This window comes from Amycolatopsis sp. 505, from assembly GCF_031625235.1.
In the GTDB taxonomy this organism is placed as follows: Bacteria; Actinomycetota; Actinomycetes; order Mycobacteriales; family Pseudonocardiaceae; genus Amycolatopsis.
Genome location: NZ_JACKQP010000007.1, coordinates 412,105 through 431,005 on the forward strand (window position 1 = coordinate 412,105; position 18,901 = coordinate 431,005).

Sequence of the window (18,901 nt, forward strand, 5' to 3'; positions counted from 1 at the left end):
GGTGGGGGCTCCCCACGCGGGAGCCCCCACGAACGGCTAGCTCTTCAGCGCGCCGCGCCAGCGGACGGTCGGGCGCAGCTTCTCCGGGTTCACCCGGTGCTTGTTGGCGCCCACGATGTCGAACATCGACTCGATCAGCGTGTCCGACAGCAGGTGCGGCTCCAGGCCCAGCCCGACCAGCCCGGTGTGCTTCACGTTGTAGTAGTGCTCCGGCGCCTCGGTGCGCGGGTTCTCCAGCTGCTCGATCTGCACCGGGCCGGGGAACCGGTCGGCGACCAGCTCGGCGATCTCCGCCACCGACATGCTCTCGGTCATCTGGTTGAACACCCGGAACTCCCCCGGCTCGGCGGGGTGCTCGACGGCCAGGCGGATGCACTCCACGGTGTCGCGGATGTCGATCAGGCCGCGGGTCTGCGCGCCCTTGCCGTACACGGTCAGCGGCTGGCCCAGCACCGCCTGGATGACGAACCGGTTGAGCACCGTGCCGAACACCGCGTCGTAGTCGAAGCGGGTGGCCAGGCGCGGGTCCAGGGCCGTCTGCGGGGTCTGCTGGCCGTACACCACGCCCTGGTTGAGGTCCGTCGCCCGCAGGCCCCACGCGCGGCAGGTGAATTCGATGTTGTGCGAATCGTGGACCTTGGTCAGGTGGTAGAACGAGCCCGGTCGTTTCGGGAACAGCACGCGGTCGGAGCGGCCGTTGTGCTCCAGCTCCAGCCAGCCTTCTTCGATGTCGATGTTGGGCGTGCCGTATTCGCCCATCGTGCCCAGTTTGACCAGGTGGATCGCCGGGTCGATCTCCGCGATCGCGTAGAGCAGGTTCAGGTTGCCGATGACATTGTTGTGCTGCGTGTACACCGCGTGTTCGCGGTCGATCATGGAATACGGCGCCGACCGCTGCTCGGCGTAGTGGACGACGGCGTCCGGCGCGAAGTCGCGCACCGCCGCGAACAGGAACTCCGCGTCGAGGAGGTCGCCTTCGTAGCTGGTGATCGTCCGGCCGGAGACCTCGCGCCAGGTCGCGATGCGGTCGGCGAGGGACTCGATCGGGACCAGGCTTTCCACGCCGAGTTCGGCGTCGTACCCGCGCCGCGCGAAATTGTCGAGAACGGCCACCTCGTGGCCTTTGTCCGATAAGTGCAGCGCGGTCGGCCAGCCCAGATATCCGTCACCGCCGAGAACCAGCACACGCATTGTGCCGCCTTTCCTGCTCGTTTACGCCACACGAACGCTATAGATCACGTGCTGATGAAGACCTGGCAATGACCTGTGAATCTCCTATGCATGAGGGGGTCGGACGGCGGCGCGACCGGCCCGCGGGGAGGATGGGGGCATGACGACCGTAACCAACGGCGTGCGGCCCCGCACGGCGGACGAAACCCGCCATCGCGGCTGGGCCCGCCTGGCGCGCGCCGCGACGACGTCGGTCGCGGCCACGGTCCTCAGCCAGGTCGTGCTGCTCGCCGTTCTCGCCACCGGCGGCGCCGCTTCCCTGGCGAGCACGCTGGCCTGGGCGGCCGGCGCGGTGCTGAACTTCCTGGTCACGCGCCGGTGGGTGTGGGGCCGCACCGGGCGCCCGCGCGTCCGCCGGGAACTGCTGCCCTACCTCGCGGTGATCGGGCTCGGCGGGCTGGCGTCGATCGGCCTGACCACCCTGGCCGGCTCGCTGCTGACGCCCCTCGACCTGCCGCACTTCTGGTGGGTCGTGCTCGTCGACGGCGCGTACGTGGCCAGTTACGCGCTGGTGTTCGCCGTGAAGTTCACGCTGCTCGACCGGTTCGTGTTCGGCCGCGGCGCAGCACGTACCCCCGCCACCACGTCCCGGTCATGACCCGCGCGTAGTTGGCGCCGTAGACGAGGCTGCCGCCCTTCTTGCTCTTGCCCGCCTTGCGCAGCCGCATGCTCATCGGCAGCTCGGTGACGCGGGCGCCGCGCGCGGTGACGCCGAGCAGCAGCTCGGACGACTGGTACTGCGGCTCGTTCAGCGGGACCGAGCACGCCAGCTCCGCCCGCATCGCGCGGAAGCCGAACGACGTGTCGGTGATCCGCCGGGCCGTGAGCACCGACGCCAGCGCCGCGAAGACGCGCACGCCGAGCCACCGGACGCGGCTGTCGGCTTCCTCGTGCCCGAGCCGCCGGGATCCAGTGACGAAGTCCGCGGTCCCGTCGACGACCGGCCTGACCAGGGCTTCCAGCTCGCTGTTGTCGTACTGGCCGTCGGCGTCGGTCGTGACGACGTACTCGGCGCCGGCTTCGGCCGCGAGGTGGTAGCCCAGCCGCAGCGCGGCACCCTGGCCGCGGTTGCGGGGCGCGACGCACACGTACGCGCCGTGCGCTTCGGCGATCGCGGCGGTGTCGTCGGTCCCGCCGTCGACGACGACGAGGACGTCGACCGGCATGCCGAGGCACTCGTCCGGCATCTTCTCCAGGACTTCGCCGATGCCGCCGGCTTCGTTGTAGGCGGCGATGACGACGGTCAGCGGCGCCAGTTCCAGCTCCGGGTGGCGGCCGCGGAAGTCGTCCAGGGCGCCGGAATCGACGTCGTCGGGGAAGGCGGCGAGCCGCTTCCGGCTGGCCGAGGTCAGCGTGGTGAAGCCGAGCGCTCCGGCCACCGGCAGCAGCACGAGCGCCGGGATCTGGTAGCGCCAGGAGAACTGGAACAGCGCCGAGGCGAACAGCAGGAGCAGCCCGGCCGACGCCGCGAGCAGGGCCCCGGCCCGGGCCCGGTCGAGGGGTTTCCTGCGCCGGAACACCGTCAGCAGGCCGAGGAGCGCGCCGATGCCGAGGACCGCGCCCGGGACGTACCCGCCGCCGAGCTGGTAGTCGCGCAGGATCTTCGCGAGGGGCTGGTCGACGCTCGCGACCACGCCGTCGTTCTGCAGCGTGACCAGGTCGATCAGGGACTGGTCGGCCCACTGCGGGTAGGTCAGCTGGAACTGCCAGCGGTCGAGGGGGACGTCGGAGGGGTCCTGCTCGCGTGTCCAGGCGAAGCTCTTGGCGAAGTCGTCCAGGATCGCCGCGGCGACGTCGCCGGGCTGCTCCTTGAGGACGTCGATCGCGAACTCGTGCGCCAGCGCGGCCTTGTCCGCGCCGGGCGGGAGCGGGCCGGGCCAGTTCGGGTCGAGGTCGGCGTGGGTGTAGTTGTCGACGAGCCGGGTTTCGCGCGGCTCGGCCGGGCAGAACACCATCAGCGCCGGGTCGAGGTGGAGGTTCGCGCAGTCGGCGACGGCGGCGGTGCGGCCGTAGAGCATGTTCCCGGACGGCCCGGTCAGCCCCCACTTCCCGGTCTCCGCGTGCACCCGCGCCGAGTACGGGACCAGGACGACGAGGAGCCCCAGGAGGCCGACACCCGCCCGGCGCCAGCCCGCCCAGTGCCGCCACGCTCCCCCGGCGACGACGAGGAAGACCAGCAGCGGAACGGCGAGGGAGATCCCGATCAGCCGGGTCAGCACGCCGAAGCCGAGCAGCAGGCCCGCCGCGCCGGCGCGCTTCCAGCCGGGGGTGCCCCAGCCCAGCAGCAGCCACAGCAATCCGAGGAGGACGGCCTCGAACGTCACCTCGGACATGATGTTCTGCTCGATCTGCAGCTGGTAGGCGTCGAGCAGGACCGGGGCCGCGGCGAGCGCGCCGACCCACGGGCGGCCGCCGAGGCGCAGGACCAGCGCGTACAGGCCGATCGCGATCAAAACGCCGCCGGCGTGCTGCACCGCGGCGACCCACGCCAGGCCGCCGACGGCCAGCAGCGGCCGCAGCACCAGGTCGTAGCCGATCGGGTCGAGCTGGTCGGCGCGCAGGGCGTGCAGGTTGTCGAGGTAGCGGAAGGAATCGATGAACAGCAGCGCCGGGCGGTAGGCCGGCCAGGTCAGCACCCGGAGGGTGATCGCCGGGACGAGGAGCAGGAGCAGCAGCCAATGGCGCCGGAGAAAAGCTTTCACTGGTTCGCGAGGCCGGAGAAGTACTTCCACGCCGTCGCGAGGCCGTCGGTCAGCGAGACCTCCGGCCGGTAGCCGATGGTCTCCGCGCTCGCCGAGACGTCGACGACGACCGCGGGCATCTCCCCGGCCGGGGCCTCGACGTGCTCGACCGGCAGTTCGGCCCCGGTCACCTCGCGCACGGCTCCGACCATTTCGAGCACGGACACCGAACGCCCGGCGCCGACGATCGCGCGGCCGGAGTAGCCGCTGTCGAGGGCGAGGAGCACCGCCCGCACGACGTCGTCGACGTGCACGAGGTCGCGGCGCTGGCGGCCGTCGCCGTAGACCTTGACGCCGCCGCCGGTCAGCGCGGCCCGCATCATCCGGGGCACGAAACTGTCCTTGTGGGACATTCCCGGGCCGTAGACGTTGGTGAACCGCAACGCACACGTCGTCATGCCGTACGCCCCCGCGTAGCCCGACAGCAGCATTTCGCATGCCGCCTTGGTGGCGCCGTAGGGCGTCAGCGGGCGCAGTGGCAGGTCCGGGGTGATGGTGGCGGCGCCGACGTTGCCGATCACCGCGTTGGTCGAGGCGAGCAGGAACTTCGGCACCTCGTGGCGGCGGGCGAGTTCGAGGAGTTCCTGGGTGACCAGGACGTTGTCGGCGAAGGTGTCCTCGGGCAGCTCGACCGACTTCAGCACCGACGTCAGCGCGGCGAGGTGCACGATCGCCGCGGTCTCGCGGGCCACGGCCTGCTCGCGGACGGCCGCGTCGCGGAGGTCCCCGGCGACCACGCGGACGCCGGCCAGGTCCTCGGGGAACGGGACCCGGTCGACGACGGTGACCGGGACGCCCCGGTCGCGGAGGGCGTGCACGACGGCCCGGCCGATGAAGCCGCTGCCTCCGGTCACGACCACGGACGTCCGATCAGGACCGTGCCCACTCACCATGGGCGTCAACCTACCCGCCGTTCCTGTGTGCCCGCGCGATGGCTCGCTCAGGCGAACGCCTCCGGCGGCGGGCAGGAGCAGACCAGGTTCCGGTCACCCGCGGCGCCGTCGATGCGGCGGACCGGCGGCCAGATCTTCGCCGCGCCCGGGCCGGCCGGGAACACCGCGGTCTCCCGGCTGTAGGGCCGGTCCCACTCGCCGGTGACGCACCGGGCGGTGTGCGGGGCCTGCCGCAGCGGCGAGTCCTCGAGGGGCCACTCCCCCGCCGCGACCCGGTCGATTTCCGCGCGGATCGCGATCATCGCCGCGCAGAAGCGGTCGAGTTCGGCGAGGTCTTCGCTCTCCGTCGGCTCCACCATCAGCGTGCCCGCGACCGGGAACGACATCGTGGGCGCGTGCAGCCCGTAGTCCGCCAGCCGTTTCGCGACGTCGTCGACCGTGACACCGGTGGCCTTGGTCAGCGGCCGGAGGTCGAGGATGCACTCGTGCGCCACCAGGCCTTCGTGGCCGGCGTAGAGCACCGGGTAGTGATCGGCGAGGCGGCGGGCGATGTAGTTGGCGTTGGCGACCGCGACGAGGGTGGCCCGGCGGAGGCCTTCGGCGCCCATCATCCGGACGTACGCCCACGAAATCGGCAGGATCGACGCGCTGCCCCACGGCGCCGCGCTGACCGGGCCGACGCCGGTGACCGGGCCGGCCGCCGGCTGCAGCGGGTGGTTCGGCAGGAACGGCGCCAGGTGCGCGCGGACCCCGATCGGGCCGACACCGGGCCCGCCCCCGCCGTGCGGGATGCAGAACGTCTTGTGCAGGTTGAGGTGCGAGACGTCGGCGCCGAAGCGGCCGTACTGGGCGACGCCGATCAGCGCGTTGAGGTTGGCGCCGTCGACGTACACCTGCCCGCCGGCGTCGTGCACCGCCGCGCAGACCTCGCCCACGGTGTCTTCGTACACGCCGTGCGTCGACGGGTAGGTGAGCATGATCGCCGCGAGGTCGGCGCGGTGGGAGTCCACTGTGGACCGCAGGTGGGCGAGGTCGATGTTGCCGTCGGCGTCGCAGGCGACGACGACCACGCGCAGGCCCGCCATCACCGCGCTGGCCGCGTTCGTGCCGTGCGCGCTGGCCGGGATCAGGCAGACGTCGCGCGCGTGCTCGCCGCGGGAGCGGTGGTAGGCGCGGATGGCGAGCAGGCCCGCGAACTCGCCCTGGCTGCCGGCGTTGGGTTGCAGGGAAACGGCGTCGTAGCCGGTGATCCGGGCGAGCCAGGCGCTCAGGTCGGCGGCCACGCCCAGGAGCCCGGCGGCGTCCTCGGCCGGCGCGAACGGGTGCAGGCCGGCGAACTCCGGCCAGGTGACCGGCTCCATTTCGGCGGTGGCGTTGAGCTTCATGGTGCACGAGCCGAGCGGGATCATGCTGCGGTCGAGGGCGACGTCCTGGTCCGCCAGCCGCCGGAGGTAGCGCAGCATGGCGGTTTCCGAGCGGTGCGCGTGGAACACCGGGTGCGTGAGGTACGCACTGGTGCGCCGCAGCGGGGCCGGGAGCGCGTCGGCGGTGTCCGCGTCGAGGCCGTCCACATCGGACACGGAGACGCCGAACGCCTTCCACACGCAGGAAAGCCGCTCGCGGGTGGTGGTCTCGTCGCAGGCGATGCCGACGTGGCCGTCGTCGATCCGGCGCAGCGAGACGCCGAGGTCGCGGGCCGCCGCGACGACCGCGTCCGCCCGGCCCGGCACGGCCGCGACGACGGTGTCGAAGAACTCGCCGTGGACGACCTCGATGCCGCCTTCGCAGAGCCCGGCCGCGAGCACCGTCGCCATCCGGTGGGCGCGCAGCGCGATCGCGCGCAGGCCCTCCGGCCCGTGGTACACCGCGTACATCGACGCCATCACGGCGAGGAGGACCTGCGCGGTGCAGATGTTCGACGTCGCCTTCTCGCGGCGGATGTGCTGTTCGCGCGTCTGCAGGGCGAGCCGGTACGCGGGCGCGCCGTCGGCGTCTTTCGAGACGCCGACCAGCCGGCCGGGCAGCTGCCGCTCCAGGCCCTTCCGCACGGCCAGGTAGGCGGCGTGCGGGCCGCCGAAGCCGAGCGGCACGCCGAACCGCTGCGTCGAGCCGACGGCGACGTCGGCGCCGAGCTCGCCCGGGGGCCGCAGCAGGGTGAGGGCGAGCGGGTCGGCGGCGACGATCACGGCCGCGCCGTGCTTCTTGGCCTCGGCGATGGTGAGGTCGAGTTCACGGACCGCGCCGGACGCGCCGGGGTAGGACAGGAGGACGCCGAAGAAGTCGCCGCCGAGCCCGAGCCCGGTCAATCCCTGGGAGAGGTCCTCGACGACGAGTTCGATGCCGAGGGGTTCGGCGCGCGTCCGCAGCACGGCGAGGGTCTGCGGCAGGGTGTCTTCGTCGACGACGAACCGATTCGACGTGGTCTTCCCGGCCCGGCGCACGAGGGTCATCGCCTCGGCGGCCGCGGTGGCTTCGTCGAGCAGGGAGGCGTTGGCGACCGGAAGGGCGGTCAGATCCGCGACCATCGTCTGGAAGTTGAGCAGCGCTTCGAGCCGCCCTTGGGAGATTTCGGGCTGGTAGGGCGTGTAGGCGGTGTACCAGGCCGGGTTCTCGAGGACGTTGCGGCGGATGACGGGCGGGGTGACGGTGTCGTGGTAGCCGAGCCCGATCATGGCGGCGGTGGGCCGGTTCCGGGCGGCGCGTTCGCGGAGTTCGGCGAGGGCTTGGGCTTCGGAGGCGGCGGGCGGCAGTTCGAGCGGCTGCGCGGACCGCCGCAGCGACTCCGGGACGGCCCGTTCGGCAAGTTCGTCGAGGGAGGCGACGCCGATGACGTCGAGGATGTGGCGCAGGTCGTCCGGCCCGGGCCCGAGGTGCCGGTCGGCGAAGGGGATGCCCTGTTCCAGGGAGGCGAGTGACGGATCCACGAAGGCCTCCTGGGACAGCGGGGGTGGACCGGGACGGCGGTGTCCTGGTCCTCCCCGCTCTGTCTGACCCCGAGGGGCGCCTGAGAGTTTCGCCCGCAGGTTGAGCCGGGCTTGCACCGTCGGCGGGGCCATCAGGGTGTGTCCTGACGACCCGCTTTCCAGAGGCGTCTCGTCCGCGCGGTCCAGGGTGCCTGAGAGGTTCCGGGGAGGACTTGCTCCTTCGGCGCCGAGCTCAAGGTGTGGCTCGGACTCTCCCGCGCGGATTCGTCGACCGCACGGTGAACCTTACTCTGTCTGCCGCAGCGGTGATCAACCGGTCTTGCGGGCGTTGCGGCGCTGGGTGAGTTCGTCCGGTTCGTGCGTCTCGACGACGCCGCCGTCGGCGCGTTCGGCCGGGAACTCGTGGATGGTGCCGCTGATTTCCTGCATCGCCCCGCTGACCGCGATGCCGAAGACGCCTTGACCGCCCTGGAGCAGGTCGACGATCTCTTCCGGCGAAGTGCACTCGTACACCGTGGTGCCGTCGGAGAACAATGTCACCCGAGCCAGGTCGCGGACCCCGCGGACGCGCAGGTGGTCGACCGCGACGCGGATGTTCTGGAGCGAGACGCCGGTGTCGAGCAGGCGCTTGACGACCTTGAGGACGAGGATGTCCTTGAACGAGTACAGCCGCTGCGAGCCGGAGCCGTGCGCGGTACGGATGCTGGGCGCGACCAGCTTGGTCCGGGCCCAGTAGTCGAGCTGGCGGTAGGTGATCCCGGCGATCTGGCACGCCGCCGGACCGCGGTACCCCACCAGCTCGTCGGGCAGCGAGTTGTCGGGGAACAGTTCCCCCTGCTCCCCGGTCGCGACCTCGACAGGCTGCTTCTCGGAACCAGCCTCGACCACGCAAGCCTCCCCTCGCCCGACCTGGCGGCCGGCGAATGACAGCCGGACGGCCCCAGGAGCGGGACCCGCCGGAGATCAATCACCACGGTCCGGCCCCAGACCGTGAATCACACCGTGGCGATTTCTCTTCTTCGACGGTAAGCGCCCGGACAGTGCCGGTCAACGCGACGCGCGGCAAGGCCAGGCGGTCGGCTGAGCCTTTGCGCCGTTCGCCGTACCCCCTCCCGTGTGATCCAAACCCCTTGACCGGATTTACTCAGCCAAGTAACTTTTTACTCATGCAAGTAAACCCTGACATCATGGCCGAACTGGGCCTCAGCGTCACCGAGGCCGCGCGCCGGGCCCAGATCATCGGCGCCACCATCGGCGTCCTGGCCGACCTGGGCTACCGCCGGACGACCTTCGCCAAGATCAAGGAGCGGGCCGGGCTCAGCAGCACCCGGCTGATCTCGTACCACTTCACGAACAAGGCCGGCCTGATGCAGGCCGTGCTCAGCACGGTCGTCGAGACGAAGGCCGGCTTCCTGACCGAGCGCACCGGCGGCGGCCTCGACCCGGCCGACCGGCCCGGCTACCTGCGGGCGCACATCGAGACGTCGGTGGCGTTCCTGCGGGCCTACCCCGAGTGCGTCCGGGCGCTGACGGAGCTGGCGGCCAACGCCGACGACGCCGACGGCTGGGCGATGACGAAGGTGCTGGTCGACGACCTGCGCGTGCACGGGCTGGCCCGTCAGCTGAAGCAGGGCCAGGCCGAGGGCGCCTTCGGCGCGTTCACGCCCGAGGTGATGGCCATGTCGATCGCCCAGGCCATCGACGGCGTCGCCGCGGCCTACGCCGCCGACCCGGCGCTGGACCTGGAGCAGTACGGGCGCGAGCTGGCGGACACGTTCGTCAAAGCGACGGCACCGTGAGGGCCCGGTCGAGCCGCTCTTCGATGCGGGCCTTCGGGAACGCGCCGACGATCGTCTCGACCGGCTCGCCGCCGCGGAAGAGGATCATCGTCGGCAGCGACATGACCTGGTAGGAGCGGGTGGTCTCGGGGTTCTCGTCGGCGTTGATCTTCCGGACGGCGAGCTCCCCGGCCCGTTCGGCGGCCAGCTGCGCGAGCACCGGGCCGACCATCCGGCACGGGCCGCACCAGGTGGCCCAGAACTCGACCAGCACGGGGACGTCGTGGGCGAGCACCTCGGCGAACGTGCTGTCGGTGACTTCGAGGACTTCGGACACGGCAGGGCTCCTTCAGGGACGCGGGGAATCGGGCACGACACACGGATCGGGCGCCTGCCGGGCGAGGGCGGCGGCGAGTTTCGCGGCCAGTTCGCCGCGGATGCCGCCGAGCCGGGCGAGCAGGGCGTCGGCTTCTTCGAGCTTGCGCCGGTACACCTCGATGGAACTGGCGCACGCATCGCCGGTCTCGTGGCCGCTGCGCAGGCATTCGACGAACGGGCGCGTCTCTTCGAGGGTCAGGCCGACCGTCTGGAGGGTCTGGATCTCCTGGACGAGCTGGAGGTCGTCCTCGTCGTACTCGCGGTAGCCGTTGGCCGAGCGCCGGGCCCGCAGCAGGCCCTGGTCCTCGTAAAACCGCAGCGCACGGGTGGTGACACCCGTGCGCTGCGCCAGTTCTCCGATCCGCATGCCACCGACGCTAGACGTTGACGTCCGCGTCAAGGCAAGGTTCTTACGTGTCCGCTCCGCGGAAGTCTTCCGGCGACACGGAGTCGAGGAACTCGCGGAACTTCTCGACTTCGTCTTCCTGCTCGTCCGGGATGATGAGGCCGGCTTCCTCCAGCACCGAATCCACGGCGTGGATGGGGACGCCGATCCGCAGGGCCAGCGCGACCGAGTCGCTCGGCCGGGCGGACACCCGGATGTCACCGTCGAACACGAGCTCCGCGAAGAACGTGCCCTCCTTCAGGTCGGTGATGACGACCTGCTCGAGCTCCCGGCCGAGCGCTCCGATGACCTCTTTCAGCAGGTCATGCGTGAGCGGGCGGGCGGGGCGGACCCCCTGCTGCTCCAAGGCGATGGCGGTGGCTTCGACCGAGCCGATCCAGATCGGCAGGTACCGTTCACCCTCGGTTTCCCGCAGCAACAAGATCGGCTGATTCGCGGGCAGCTCGACCCGCACACCGACGACGCGCATTTCGCTCATCGGGCTTCGCCTCCCTCTCGTGCACACGGGCTGCAGCGCTGAACCGGCTTCACGCCCATACTCCCGACGCTACCCGTCATCCGTGCGCTGTGCTCGCTGTCCGGACTCTCTCGGTTCGCCTGCCGCAAACCCGTGCCTTCACGGTACGGCATGCGGTGCCGAACATTCAGTCATTGACATGGGACCGCAAAGAGGATCTCACTGCCCCGTTATCGATCAACACCCCGCGACGCCGCGGATTCCCGCCTTGACGAGGAGCGTGTGCAGGGTCACGGACAGTGCCGCGAGCTCCCGCACCACCTCGTCGGCCCGGGCCTTGGCCTCCGGGTCGCGGTGCCGGTACACCGGCGTCACGATCTGCTCCAGCAGCCCGACCTCGCGGTCGGCCGCGGCGCGGAAGGCACGCAGGTGTCTCGGTTCGATGCCGAATTCGGTCATCGCCTTCACCGTCCGCGCCACCAGGACCGCGTCCGGGTCGAAGAACCCGGCGGGACCGGGCCGGACCAGGCCGTACTGCTGCAGCTCGGCCAGCGCGGCCGCGTCGATGCCGGCCTGGGCCAGGAGCTCCTCCTGGGTCAGGCGCTGCTCCTTGCCCGGGGTGAAGTCGGCCGCCACGGGCAGGCCGACGTTCTCCGCGGGCGCGTCGATCGGGACCAGCCGGCGCGGCGGGCGGGGCAGGGCCGCGGCGGGCCCGGCCCCCGAGTCCGCCGCGTCCAGCTGTTCCTTGATGACCTTCAACGGGAGGTAGTGGTCCCGCTGGGCGGCCAGGACGAACCGCAGTCGCTCCACGTCCGCCGCGGCGAACTGCCGGTAGCCCGAGGGCGTCCGGCCCGGCTGCACCAGGCCTTCCGCTTCGAGGAACCGGATCTTGGAGATGGTGACATCGGGGAAGTCCCCGCGCAGCTGCGCGAGGACCGCCCCGATGCTCAGTCCGTGGTTCTGTGGCCGTCCGGCCGCCGTCACTGCGCCCCCTGGCCCCCGTGCCCCGGGCCGGTCAGGAAGACCAGGCGGAACTTCCCGATCTGCACCTCGTCGCCGCCGGCGAGCACGGCCTGGTCGACCGGCTCGCGGTTGACGTAGGTGCCGTTCAGGCTGCCGACGTCGATGACGACGAACTCGCCGCCCTCACGCCGGAACTCGGCGTGCCGGCGGGAGACCGTGACGTCGTCGAGGAAGATGTCGCTGTCCGGGTGCCGCCCGGCGCTGGTGGTGTCGCGGTCGAGCAGGAACCGCGAACCCGCGTTCGGCCCGCGCTTCACGACCAGCAGCGCCGAACCCGGGGGCAGCGCGTCGACACCCTGGACCGGGGCTTCCGGGGCGGGCTCGCGACCTTCGGCTTCGGCCAGGAAATCGGCCCGGAAGACAGAGGTCCGCTCCGGAGACTGCTCCGGGGGAACGCCGCCGGGCCCGTCGTTCGTGCTCACCTGAGCTCTCCTCCACACATGCTGTGTTGCCAGTACTCAAGAACGTGTAGCTGCCAACGTACCGTGCCTGATCGATTCTCCGAGCCCCGGCTCCCCGAACCGGCGGAGCGGGCTTCAGCCCTTGGTCAGCGCGTCGTACGCCTCGGCTTCGAGCAGGGCTTCCAGGCCCGCCGGGTCGTCGAGCCGGATCTCGATCAGCCAGCCCTCGCCGTAGGGGTCGCTGTTGATGAGTTCCGGCGAGTCGGCGACGGCGTCGTTGACCGCGACGACCTCCCCGTCGACCGGCGCGAACAGCTCGGAGACGCTCTTGGTCGACTCGACCTCGCCGAAGACGTCGCCCGCGCTCACCTGCCTGCCGACGTCGGGCAGGTCGACGAACACGACGTCGCCGAGCTGGTCCTGCGCGTACTCGGTGATGCCGACGCGCACGAGGGTGTCCTCGCCGCGGGTGGCGACCCACTCGTGTTCCTCGGTGTAGCGAAGCTCTTCAGGAGCGGACACCGCCGGTCCCCTTTCATGCCCTCACTGGAAGTGTTGGGCGAAGTCTTACACCCACACGGCCCAGCCGCCCGCCACGGCCCGGCGGAAGCTCACTCCGCGGCATGGCCGCGCAGGGCGTTGCGCGCCTGGACGACGTAGAGGACACCGGACCAGACGTAGAGGACGGCGCCCCAGATGGTGAAGGCGTACCCGATCGGCCTCGCCACGGCGGCGACGTCGGAGCCTCCCTGCGCGAGCAGCAGGAACGGGAAGGCGTACATCAGGACGAAGGTGGCGCCCTTCCCGAGGTAGGTGACCTCGGGCGGCGCGAAGCCCCGGCGCCGCAGGGTGACGACGCAGACGCCGAGCACGGCCTCCCGCAGCACGAGCGGCACGACGACCCACCACGGGATGATGTCGCGCACGAGGAAGGCGACGAGGGTGGCGAGGATGTAGAGCCGGTCGGCGGCGGGGTCCAGCAGCTGCCCGAGCCGCGACATCTGGTTGAGCCAGCGGGCGAGCTTCCCGTCGAGCCAGTCGGTCAGCGCGCTGAAGACGAGCAGGGCGAGCGCCCAGCCGTCTTCCCGGGGGCCGAGCAGCAGCCAGAGGAAGACGGGCACCCCGGCCAGCCGCAGCAGGGAGAGGATGTTGGGGACGTTCAGCGCCTGCCGCAGCAACGACGGTTCGGCAGCCTGAGCGGCGGGTTCGGGGGCGGCTGTGCTCACGGGGCCATTAAACAGCGGGGCGCGGACGGGGCGCCCGGTGGTGCGGTGCCCGGTCGGGGTGTGTTGCGGGCTTGGCGGGTTGGTGGGCGGTTCGGCCGGAGGGCCCCACGCGAGGCGGCGGCCGGCTTGCGGGCTCGCTGCGGGCATGCGCGGCGCCTGCCGGGATGCTCGGCGGTCGGCGGCGCGGTCGGAGGGCCCGGCCCGACGCGGCAGCGGCCTTGCGGGCTCACCACGGACATGCGGGGCGCCTGCCGGGATGGCGGGCGGTCGGCGACTCGGCCGGAGGGCCCTGCCCGACGCGACAGCCGGCCTGCGGCTCGCCGCGGACATGCGGGGCGCCTGCCGGGATGGTCGGCGGCTTGGCCGGAGGGCCCTGCGCCAGGCGGCGGTCGGTTTGCGGGCTCGCCGCGGACATGCGAAGTCTCTGCCGGGATGGTCGGAGGCGCGGCCGGAGGGACCTGCGCGACGCGGCAGCCGGCTTGCGGACTCGCCACGGGCCGCCAAGGCGGCTTCGCCGGCACGGCGGGCGTGCGGCGGCCGGGCCGCTCGATGCAGCGGTGAGCCGACGGATCTCGAAGCGCGCCTGCCTGGTCGGCGAGCGCCGGCGCAGCTCGGCCGGGATGCGGCCGCAGGTTCACGGGAAGCGCCGGCCGGGCGGGGTGGGCCGCCGCCGGTGGGATCTGCGGCCTTGGCCGCGAGGCAGCCGGCACGCTCGGTGATGTGCCACCTGCGGCCGCCGGTGGTGCGAGGCCTGCCGAGCAGCCCAGCCGGTCCGGACCCGGCGGCCACGACCGCGGGCTCACCCCGGCAGCGAAAGCCGGGCCACCCCATCGGCGCAGCCCGGCGTCACGCTCAGCTCGCGCGGTGGTGGCTCCACCCGCGGCGCTGCAGCTCGGCGCTGCTCAACGACTCGGGGCGGCCGCGGAAGTCGGTGCCCATCCAGCGGGCGCGGCCGGCTCGTCCTTCGAGGACGTACGGGCGGCCGCAGCACCAGACCACGGTGCTCGGGACGGTCGGCGGACTGGACGGGTCTTCGGTGCTCACAGCGTCGGCGTTCATCGCTCTCACGGATTCGGGACGGGGATTCGGGACGGGGAAGCTCTTCGGCCTCCACCAAGATCTTCGGCTCGCGAGGCCGGATCGTTAACCGTTTCGGCCCGGATTAGACCGATCGATTCTTGATGGCAGTGGGAGGTTTCGGAGCGTGAACGGAATGTTAATCGTCCATTGTGGACACCGTTTCGGTGGCCACCGGGCCGGGGCGCCGGGGCGCTGTTGTAATCTCCGGCACACCCGTGGGCACGCCACGGGACCACAGCGGGGAGGAAGGATCGCGGTGCCCCACCCGACCACCACGAGGACGTGGCTCGCGGCCTGCCTCGCCCTGCCCCTCCTCGCCGCCTGCTCGGGGGACCCCGCCGCGCAGGCTCCCCCGGCTCCTCCGTCCGTGACGCCGCCACCCTCCGTGACGACGTCGGCCGGCACCCCGCCGCCTCCGCCCGGCACCACCGGCAGCGAGTCCGCGCCGCCCGCCGTGACCAGGCCGTCCGGGCCGCCGCCGTCGGTGCCCGGGTCGTGCGGCACCGTCGCCGCCGCCAGCGGGCTGACGCTCTACGTCTTCGACAGCGGCGCCGCCGGGGTCAGCTGCGTCGCCGCCACGAAACTGGTCGGCGACTTCCACCGCAAGATCGCCGGGCGCCAGGACGCCGGCTCGAACGACGCGGTGAACGAAACCGTGGACGGCTGGCTGTGCACCTCCGGGCCGCCCGCCGCCCAGGGCGGCACCACCTGCACCAAGGGCGAGCAGACGGTCTTCGCGGCCGTCGTGCCGTCCGAATGAGTCCGATCCGATCCCGAGGGGCCATGAAGACACTCGCCTATCCCGTGCTGCTCGTCGCCGCGGCCGCCGCGCTGGCCGGCTGCGGCAGCGACCCGGCGCCCGCCGCGCCCTCCTCCGAGGCGCCCGTGCCCGCCGCGGCCGCCGCCGCGGGGTCGACGGCCCCCGGCGTGCCCTGCGGCGACGTCACCGGCACGGGCGGCGCGAAGACGGCCGTCGTCGCGCACGGCAAGGTCGACTGCGCCGCGGCGACGAAGCTGCTCACGGACTACTTCGCGAAGCTGACCCCGGCCGAGGCGAACGACGCCGACGGCCCGGGCCCGGTCGTCCTCGACGAGTGGACGTGCGGCAGCGGCGCGAACGACCCGGTGACGGCGTGCTCGACCGAGGACGGCCGCCAGGTCGAGGGCACCCGCAGCTGAGCCTCACTGGTGGACGTTGGGGGGTGGACAGGCGTATGCGTCTTGTCTGCACCCCGGGTCTGCCGGGTCACTGCCGGGCTGAGCGCGTCACCCGATGGGGATGACCTGGCTGAGAGTTGCAGGGCCCGGTGGCCCGGGACGTGCAGATCGGCCATAGGGCTTTGCGCCACGGCTTGCCGGCCTGGAGCGCCTCAGTGAGCGACCGACCGTCACGTCCCGGACCGGAGTGCTGATTTCCGTGGGCTGACGGAAAGGAGCACACCATGGAGGCTACGCCCGCGTTCGCCGGAATCGACTGGTCCTGGCAGCACCACGCAATGTGCATCGTCGATGCCGGCGGGCGCCGGATCGCCGAAGCCACCCTCACCCACTCCCGCACCGGGCTGAGCACGATCACCGCACTGTTGTCCCGCCACGGCGTCGCCCGGGTCGGGATCGAGCGGAGTGACGGGCCGGTGGTCGAGCACCTGCTGCGCGAGGGCTTCGAGGTCGTGGTCATCTCGGCCAGGCAAGTCCGGTCACTGCGGGCCCGTTACGGCAGCGCCGGCAACAAAGACGACCGGTTCGACGCCTTCGTGCTGGCCGATGCCGTGCGCACCGACGCCGGTCGCTGGGCCCCCGTTCGCCCGGACCGGGATGACACCATCGCGCTGCGGATGCTCATCCGCGCTCGCCATGACCTGATCGACCATCGGATCGCAGCCCACAACCAGCTGCTGGCCTTGCTGCAGCACCACTTCCCCGGGGCCGTCGGCCTGTTCAGCCAGCTGGACCTGCCGATCAGCCTGGCGTTCCTGCGTCGGTTCCCGTCCGAGGCCAAGGCCGCCTGGCTTTCCCCGTCGAGAATGGCGCACTGGCTCAAAGCCAACAGCTACAGCGGCCGGCACAGCGCCGCCGACCTCAACGCTCACCTGCGCGAGGCGGTCACCGGACACACCAGCGGGCCCGCCGCCGAGGCCGGCGAAGTCATCGTGCTCACCCTCGTCGACCTGCTCAGCCACCTGCGCACCCGGCAAACCGACCTCGAAACACGCATCAAAGAAGCGCTGCTGGCCCACCCCGACAGCCCGATCTTCCAGTCCCTGCCCCGGGCCGGCGCTATCCGCGCCGCGACACTGCTCGCCGAGATCGGAGATTGCCGAGCCCGCTTCCCCGACGCGCAGGCACTGGCCGCAGCCGCCGGGGTCGCGCCCTCAACCCGCCAATCCGGCAAACACCGCACCGTCGCCTACCGCCGCGGCTGCAACACACAGCTCCGCGCCGCGCTCGTCGACTGGGCCCAAGACACCCCACGCGCGAATCCCTGGGCCCACGACACCTATCACCGAGCCCGCCAACGCGGCTGCCGCCACCCCCACGCAGCACGGATCCTGGCCCAAGCCTGGACCAGAATCCTCTGGCGCTGCTGGCACGACCACCAGCCCTACAACCCCGACCTCCACGGCCGACTCCACACCCTCCACCAACAAGCCGCTTGACATAGGGCTCTCAGGACTTGAGGTCCGGGAAGTCCTCCTCGCGGTACTCCGTCCCCTCGCCGCGCTTCGGGTCGCTCTCGCGGCCCCGCAGCTCGACGCGGCGGATCTTGCCCGAGATCGTCTTCGGCAGCTCCGCGAACTCCAGCCGCCGGATGCGCTTGTACGGCGCCAGGTGCTCGCGGCAGTACGCCAGGATCGACCGCGCGGTCCCGGCGTCCGCCGCGAAGCCCGCAGCCAGCACGACGTACGCCTTGGGCACCGCGAGCCGGATCGGGTCGGGGGCCGGGACGACCGCGGCCTCGGCCACCGCCTCGTGCTCGATCAGGACGCTCTCCAGCTCGAACGGCGAGATCCGGTAGTCCGACGCCTTGAACACGTCGTCGGTGCGCCCGACGTAGGTGATGTACCCACGTTCGTCGATCGAACCGACGTCACCCGTGTGGTAGAAGCCGCCGGCGAAGGCCGCCGACGTGCGCTCGTCGTCGCCGGCGTAGCCGGTCATCAGGCCCACCGGCCGGTGCGCGAGGTCCAGGCAGATCTCGCCCTCGGAAGCGCGTTCGCCGCTGACCGGGTCGACCAGCGCCACCACGAACCCCGGCAGCGGGCGGCCCATCGAGCCGGGCACGACGTCCTGACCTGGCGTGTTCGCGATCTGGACGCTGCTTTCGGTCTGGCCGAAGCCGTCGCGGATGGTGACGCCCCACGCCTTCTCGACCTGGTCGATCACCTCGGGGTTCAGCGGCTCCCCGGCGCCCACCACCTTGCGCGGCGGCGTCTTCAGCGCGGTCAGGTCGGCCTGGATGAGCATCCGCCACACCGTCGGCGGCGCGCAGAAGCTGGTGACACCGCAGCGGTCCATCTGCGCCATCAGCGCGCCCGCGTCGAACCGGCTGTAGTTGTAGAGGAACACCGTCGCCTCGGCGTTCCACGGCGCGAAGAAGTTGCTCCACGCGTGCTTGGCCCAGCCGGGCGAGGAGATGTTCAGGTGGACGTCGCCGGGTTCCAGGCCGATCCAGTACATCGTGGACAGGTGACCCACCGGGTACGAGACGTGCGTGTGCTGCACCAGCTTCGGCTTCGCGGTCGTGCCGGAGGTGAAGTACAGCAGCAGCGGGTCGCCGGCCTTCGTCGGGCCGTCCGGGGTGAACTCCGGGGACTCGGCGGACGCGGCCGAGTACGCGTGCCAGCCTTCGACCGGGTCCCCCACCGCGATCCGCGTGTAGCCGCCCTCGATGCCGTCGAACTTCGGCGCGTCGACCGAGCGGACGACGACGTGCTTCGCGGCGCCGCGCTCCACGCGGTCGGTCAGGTCGGCCGGCCCGAGCAGCGTGGACGCCGGGATGATCACCGCGCCGAGCTTGATCGCGGCGAGGATCGTCTCCCACAGCTCGCCCTGGTTGCCCAGCATGAGGATGAGCCGGTCGCCGCGGCGGACGCCGAGCGCGCGCAGCCAGTTCGCCACCTGGTTGGACCGGCCGGACATCTCCGGGTAGGTCCAGCGGTTCTCGCGGCCGTCCTCCTCGACGATCCACAGCGCGTACCGCTCGGCGTTGTCCGGGTCGTGCGCGACGACGTCGAACCAGTCGATCGCCCAGTTGAACTCGTCGAACTCCGGCCAGGCGAAGTCGCGGTACGCCGTCTCGTAGTCCTCGCGGTGGGCCTGCAGGTAGTCCCGCGCGACGCGGAAGGTGTGGTGGACGCTCACGC

Annotated in this window: 19 protein-coding genes and 1 riboswitch; of the genes, 5 read left to right on the forward strand and 14 right to left on the reverse strand. The window is 71.7% G+C overall.

The window, feature by feature from the left end:
• Positions 1 to 36 precede the first annotated feature (36 nt).
• A complete protein-coding gene (locus tag H5965_RS26865) occupies positions 37 to 1,191 on the reverse strand; it encodes an NAD-dependent epimerase/dehydratase family protein (RefSeq protein WP_310973015.1) in 1,155 nt (384 codons plus the stop codon).
• A gap of 139 nt (positions 1,192 to 1,330) precedes the next feature.
• Here H5965_RS26865 and H5965_RS26870 point away from each other — a divergent pair, with 139 nt between their 5' ends.
• Complete coding sequence (locus H5965_RS26870; protein WP_310973016.1) at positions 1,331 to 1,828, forward strand: GtrA family protein; 498 nt, start codon at positions 1,331 to 1,333, stop codon at positions 1,826 to 1,828.
• Here the strand turns inward: H5965_RS26870 and H5965_RS26875 are convergent.
• The 4 genes from H5965_RS26875 to H5965_RS26890 all read right to left on the reverse strand — a co-directional run bounded on the left by H5965_RS26875 (position 1,758) and on the right by H5965_RS26890 (position 8,676).
• The gene (locus H5965_RS26875; protein WP_310973017.1) at positions 1,758 to 3,932 is read right to left on the reverse strand and encodes a glycosyltransferase family 2 protein; all 2,175 of its coding nucleotides are present in this window, start codon (positions 3,930 to 3,932) and stop codon (positions 1,758 to 1,760) included. The genes H5965_RS26870 and H5965_RS26875 overlap by 71 nt on opposite strands.
• Positions 3,929 to 4,864, reverse strand: coding sequence for an NAD-dependent epimerase/dehydratase family protein (locus tag H5965_RS26880; RefSeq protein WP_310973018.1), 936 nt, complete (start codon positions 4,862 to 4,864; stop codon positions 3,929 to 3,931). The genes H5965_RS26875 and H5965_RS26880 overlap by 4 nt, the downstream gene beginning before the upstream one ends.
• 47 nt (positions 4,865 to 4,911) lie before the next feature.
• Positions 4,912 to 7,788, reverse strand: a complete 2,877-nt coding sequence (gene gcvP, locus H5965_RS26885; RefSeq protein ID WP_310973019.1) for an aminomethyl-transferring glycine dehydrogenase — start codon at positions 7,786 to 7,788, stop codon at positions 4,912 to 4,914.
• Positions 7,789 to 7,956: 168 nt separating this feature from the next.
• Positions 7,957 to 8,055, reverse strand: a riboswitch (glycine riboswitch).
• Between the two features lie 42 nt (positions 8,056 to 8,097).
• Positions 8,098 to 8,676 (reverse strand): MerR family transcriptional regulator, encoded by a 579-nt coding sequence (locus H5965_RS26890; protein WP_310973020.1) that lies wholly within the window; start codon positions 8,674 to 8,676, stop codon positions 8,098 to 8,100.
• Positions 8,677 to 8,954: 278 nt separating this feature from the next.
• Between H5965_RS26890 and H5965_RS26895 the strand changes: the two genes are divergently transcribed.
• Positions 8,955 to 9,587, forward strand: coding sequence for a TetR/AcrR family transcriptional regulator (locus tag H5965_RS26895; protein WP_310973021.1), 633 nt, complete (start codon positions 8,955 to 8,957; stop codon positions 9,585 to 9,587).
• Here H5965_RS26895 and trxA read toward each other — a convergent pair.
• The 8 genes from trxA to H5965_RS26935 form a co-directional block, all read right to left on the reverse strand.
• Positions 9,568 to 9,903, reverse strand: coding sequence for a thioredoxin (gene trxA / locus H5965_RS26900; RefSeq protein ID WP_310973022.1), 336 nt, complete (start codon positions 9,901 to 9,903; stop codon positions 9,568 to 9,570). The two genes, H5965_RS26895 and trxA, sit on opposite strands and share 20 nt — an antisense overlap.
• 12 nt (positions 9,904 to 9,915) lie before the next feature.
• Entirely contained in the window at positions 9,916 to 10,311 is a 396-nt protein-coding gene (locus tag H5965_RS26905; RefSeq protein WP_310973023.1) for a MerR family transcriptional regulator, read from the reverse strand.
• 43 nt (positions 10,312 to 10,354) lie between these two features.
• Positions 10,355 to 10,828, reverse strand: coding sequence for a bifunctional nuclease family protein (locus tag H5965_RS26910; protein ID WP_004559569.1), 474 nt, complete (start codon positions 10,826 to 10,828; stop codon positions 10,355 to 10,357).
• A 216-nt stretch (positions 10,829 to 11,044) separates the two neighbouring features.
• A complete protein-coding gene (locus H5965_RS26915) occupies positions 11,045 to 11,791 on the reverse strand; it encodes a MerR family transcriptional regulator (RefSeq protein ID WP_310973024.1) in 747 nt (248 codons plus the stop codon).
• Positions 11,788 to 12,252: a glycogen accumulation regulator GarA gene (garA, locus tag H5965_RS26920; protein ID WP_004559567.1), complete on the reverse strand. Its 465-nt coding sequence runs from the start codon at positions 12,250 to 12,252 to the stop codon at positions 11,788 to 11,790. The genes H5965_RS26915 and garA overlap by 4 nt, the downstream gene beginning before the upstream one ends.
• Before the next feature lie 114 nt (positions 12,253 to 12,366).
• Positions 12,367 to 12,753 (reverse strand): glycine cleavage system protein GcvH, encoded by a 387-nt coding sequence (gene gcvH, locus H5965_RS26925; RefSeq protein WP_013226819.1) that lies wholly within the window; start codon positions 12,751 to 12,753, stop codon positions 12,367 to 12,369.
• 89 nt (positions 12,754 to 12,842) lie between these two features.
• Positions 12,843 to 13,457: a CDP-alcohol phosphatidyltransferase family protein gene (locus tag H5965_RS26930; protein WP_310973025.1), complete on the reverse strand. Its 615-nt coding sequence runs from the start codon at positions 13,455 to 13,457 to the stop codon at positions 12,843 to 12,845.
• Positions 13,458 to 14,309: 852 nt separating this feature from the next.
• Positions 14,310 to 14,516 carry a hypothetical protein gene (locus H5965_RS26935; protein ID WP_310973026.1) on the reverse strand — a complete coding sequence of 69 codons (207 nt, stop codon included), beginning with the start codon at positions 14,514 to 14,516 and terminating at the stop codon, positions 14,310 to 14,312.
• Between the two features lie 277 nt (positions 14,517 to 14,793).
• On the opposite strand from H5965_RS26935, the gene H5965_RS26940 reads away from it, so the two are divergent.
• From H5965_RS26940 to H5965_RS26950, 3 genes are all read left to right on the forward strand, one after another.
• Positions 14,794 to 15,297 carry a hypothetical protein gene (locus H5965_RS26940; RefSeq protein ID WP_310973027.1) on the forward strand — a complete coding sequence of 168 codons (504 nt, stop codon included), beginning with the start codon at positions 14,794 to 14,796 and terminating at the stop codon, positions 15,295 to 15,297.
• 23 nt (positions 15,298 to 15,320) lie between these two features.
• Positions 15,321 to 15,716, forward strand: a complete 396-nt coding sequence (locus H5965_RS26945; RefSeq protein WP_310973028.1) for a hypothetical protein — start codon at positions 15,321 to 15,323, stop codon at positions 15,714 to 15,716.
• 263 nt (positions 15,717 to 15,979) lie between these two features.
• Positions 15,980 to 17,194 carry an IS110 family transposase gene (locus H5965_RS26950; protein ID WP_310973029.1) on the forward strand — a complete coding sequence of 405 codons (1,215 nt, stop codon included), beginning with the start codon at positions 15,980 to 15,982 and terminating at the stop codon, positions 17,192 to 17,194.
• Between the two features lie 10 nt (positions 17,195 to 17,204).
• Here H5965_RS26950 and H5965_RS26955 read toward each other — a convergent pair whose 3' ends face one another.
• On the reverse strand, positions 17,205 to 18,899 hold the full coding sequence (locus tag H5965_RS26955; RefSeq protein ID WP_310973030.1) for an AMP-binding protein: 1,695 nt from the start codon (positions 18,897 to 18,899) through the stop codon (positions 17,205 to 17,207).
• Positions 18,900 to 18,901 lie beyond the last annotated feature (2 nt).

Excerpts from the sequence above, each read along its gene's own strand:
- H5965_RS26950 (WP_310973029.1), top strand. The coding sequence starts at position 15,980 with ATGGAGGCTACGCCCGCGTTCGCCGGAATCGACTGGTCCTGGCAGCAC.
- H5965_RS26895 (WP_310973021.1), top strand. The coding sequence starts at position 8,955 with ATGCAAGTAAACCCTGACATCATGGCCGAACTGGGCCTCAGCGTCACC.
- H5965_RS26880 (WP_310973018.1), bottom strand. The coding sequence starts at position 4,864 with ATGGTGAGTGGGCACGGTCCTGATCGGACGTCCGTGGTCGTGACCGGA.
- H5965_RS26945 (WP_310973028.1), top strand. The coding sequence starts at position 15,321 with ATGAAGACACTCGCCTATCCCGTGCTGCTCGTCGCCGCGGCCGCCGCG.
- H5965_RS26935 (WP_310973026.1), bottom strand. The coding sequence starts at position 14,516 with ATGAACGCCGACGCTGTGAGCACCGAAGACCCGTCCAGTCCGCCGACC.
- H5965_RS26870 (WP_310973016.1), top strand. The coding sequence starts at position 1,331 with ATGACGACCGTAACCAACGGCGTGCGGCCCCGCACGGCGGACGAAACC.
- H5965_RS26905 (WP_310973023.1), bottom strand. The coding sequence starts at position 10,311 with ATGCGGATCGGAGAACTGGCGCAGCGCACGGGTGTCACCACCCGTGCG.
- H5965_RS26865 (WP_310973015.1), bottom strand. The coding sequence starts at position 1,191 with ATGCGTGTGCTGGTTCTCGGCGGTGACGGATATCTGGGCTGGCCGACC.
- H5965_RS26910 (WP_004559569.1), bottom strand. The coding sequence starts at position 10,828 with ATGAGCGAAATGCGCGTCGTCGGTGTGCGGGTCGAGCTGCCCGCGAAT.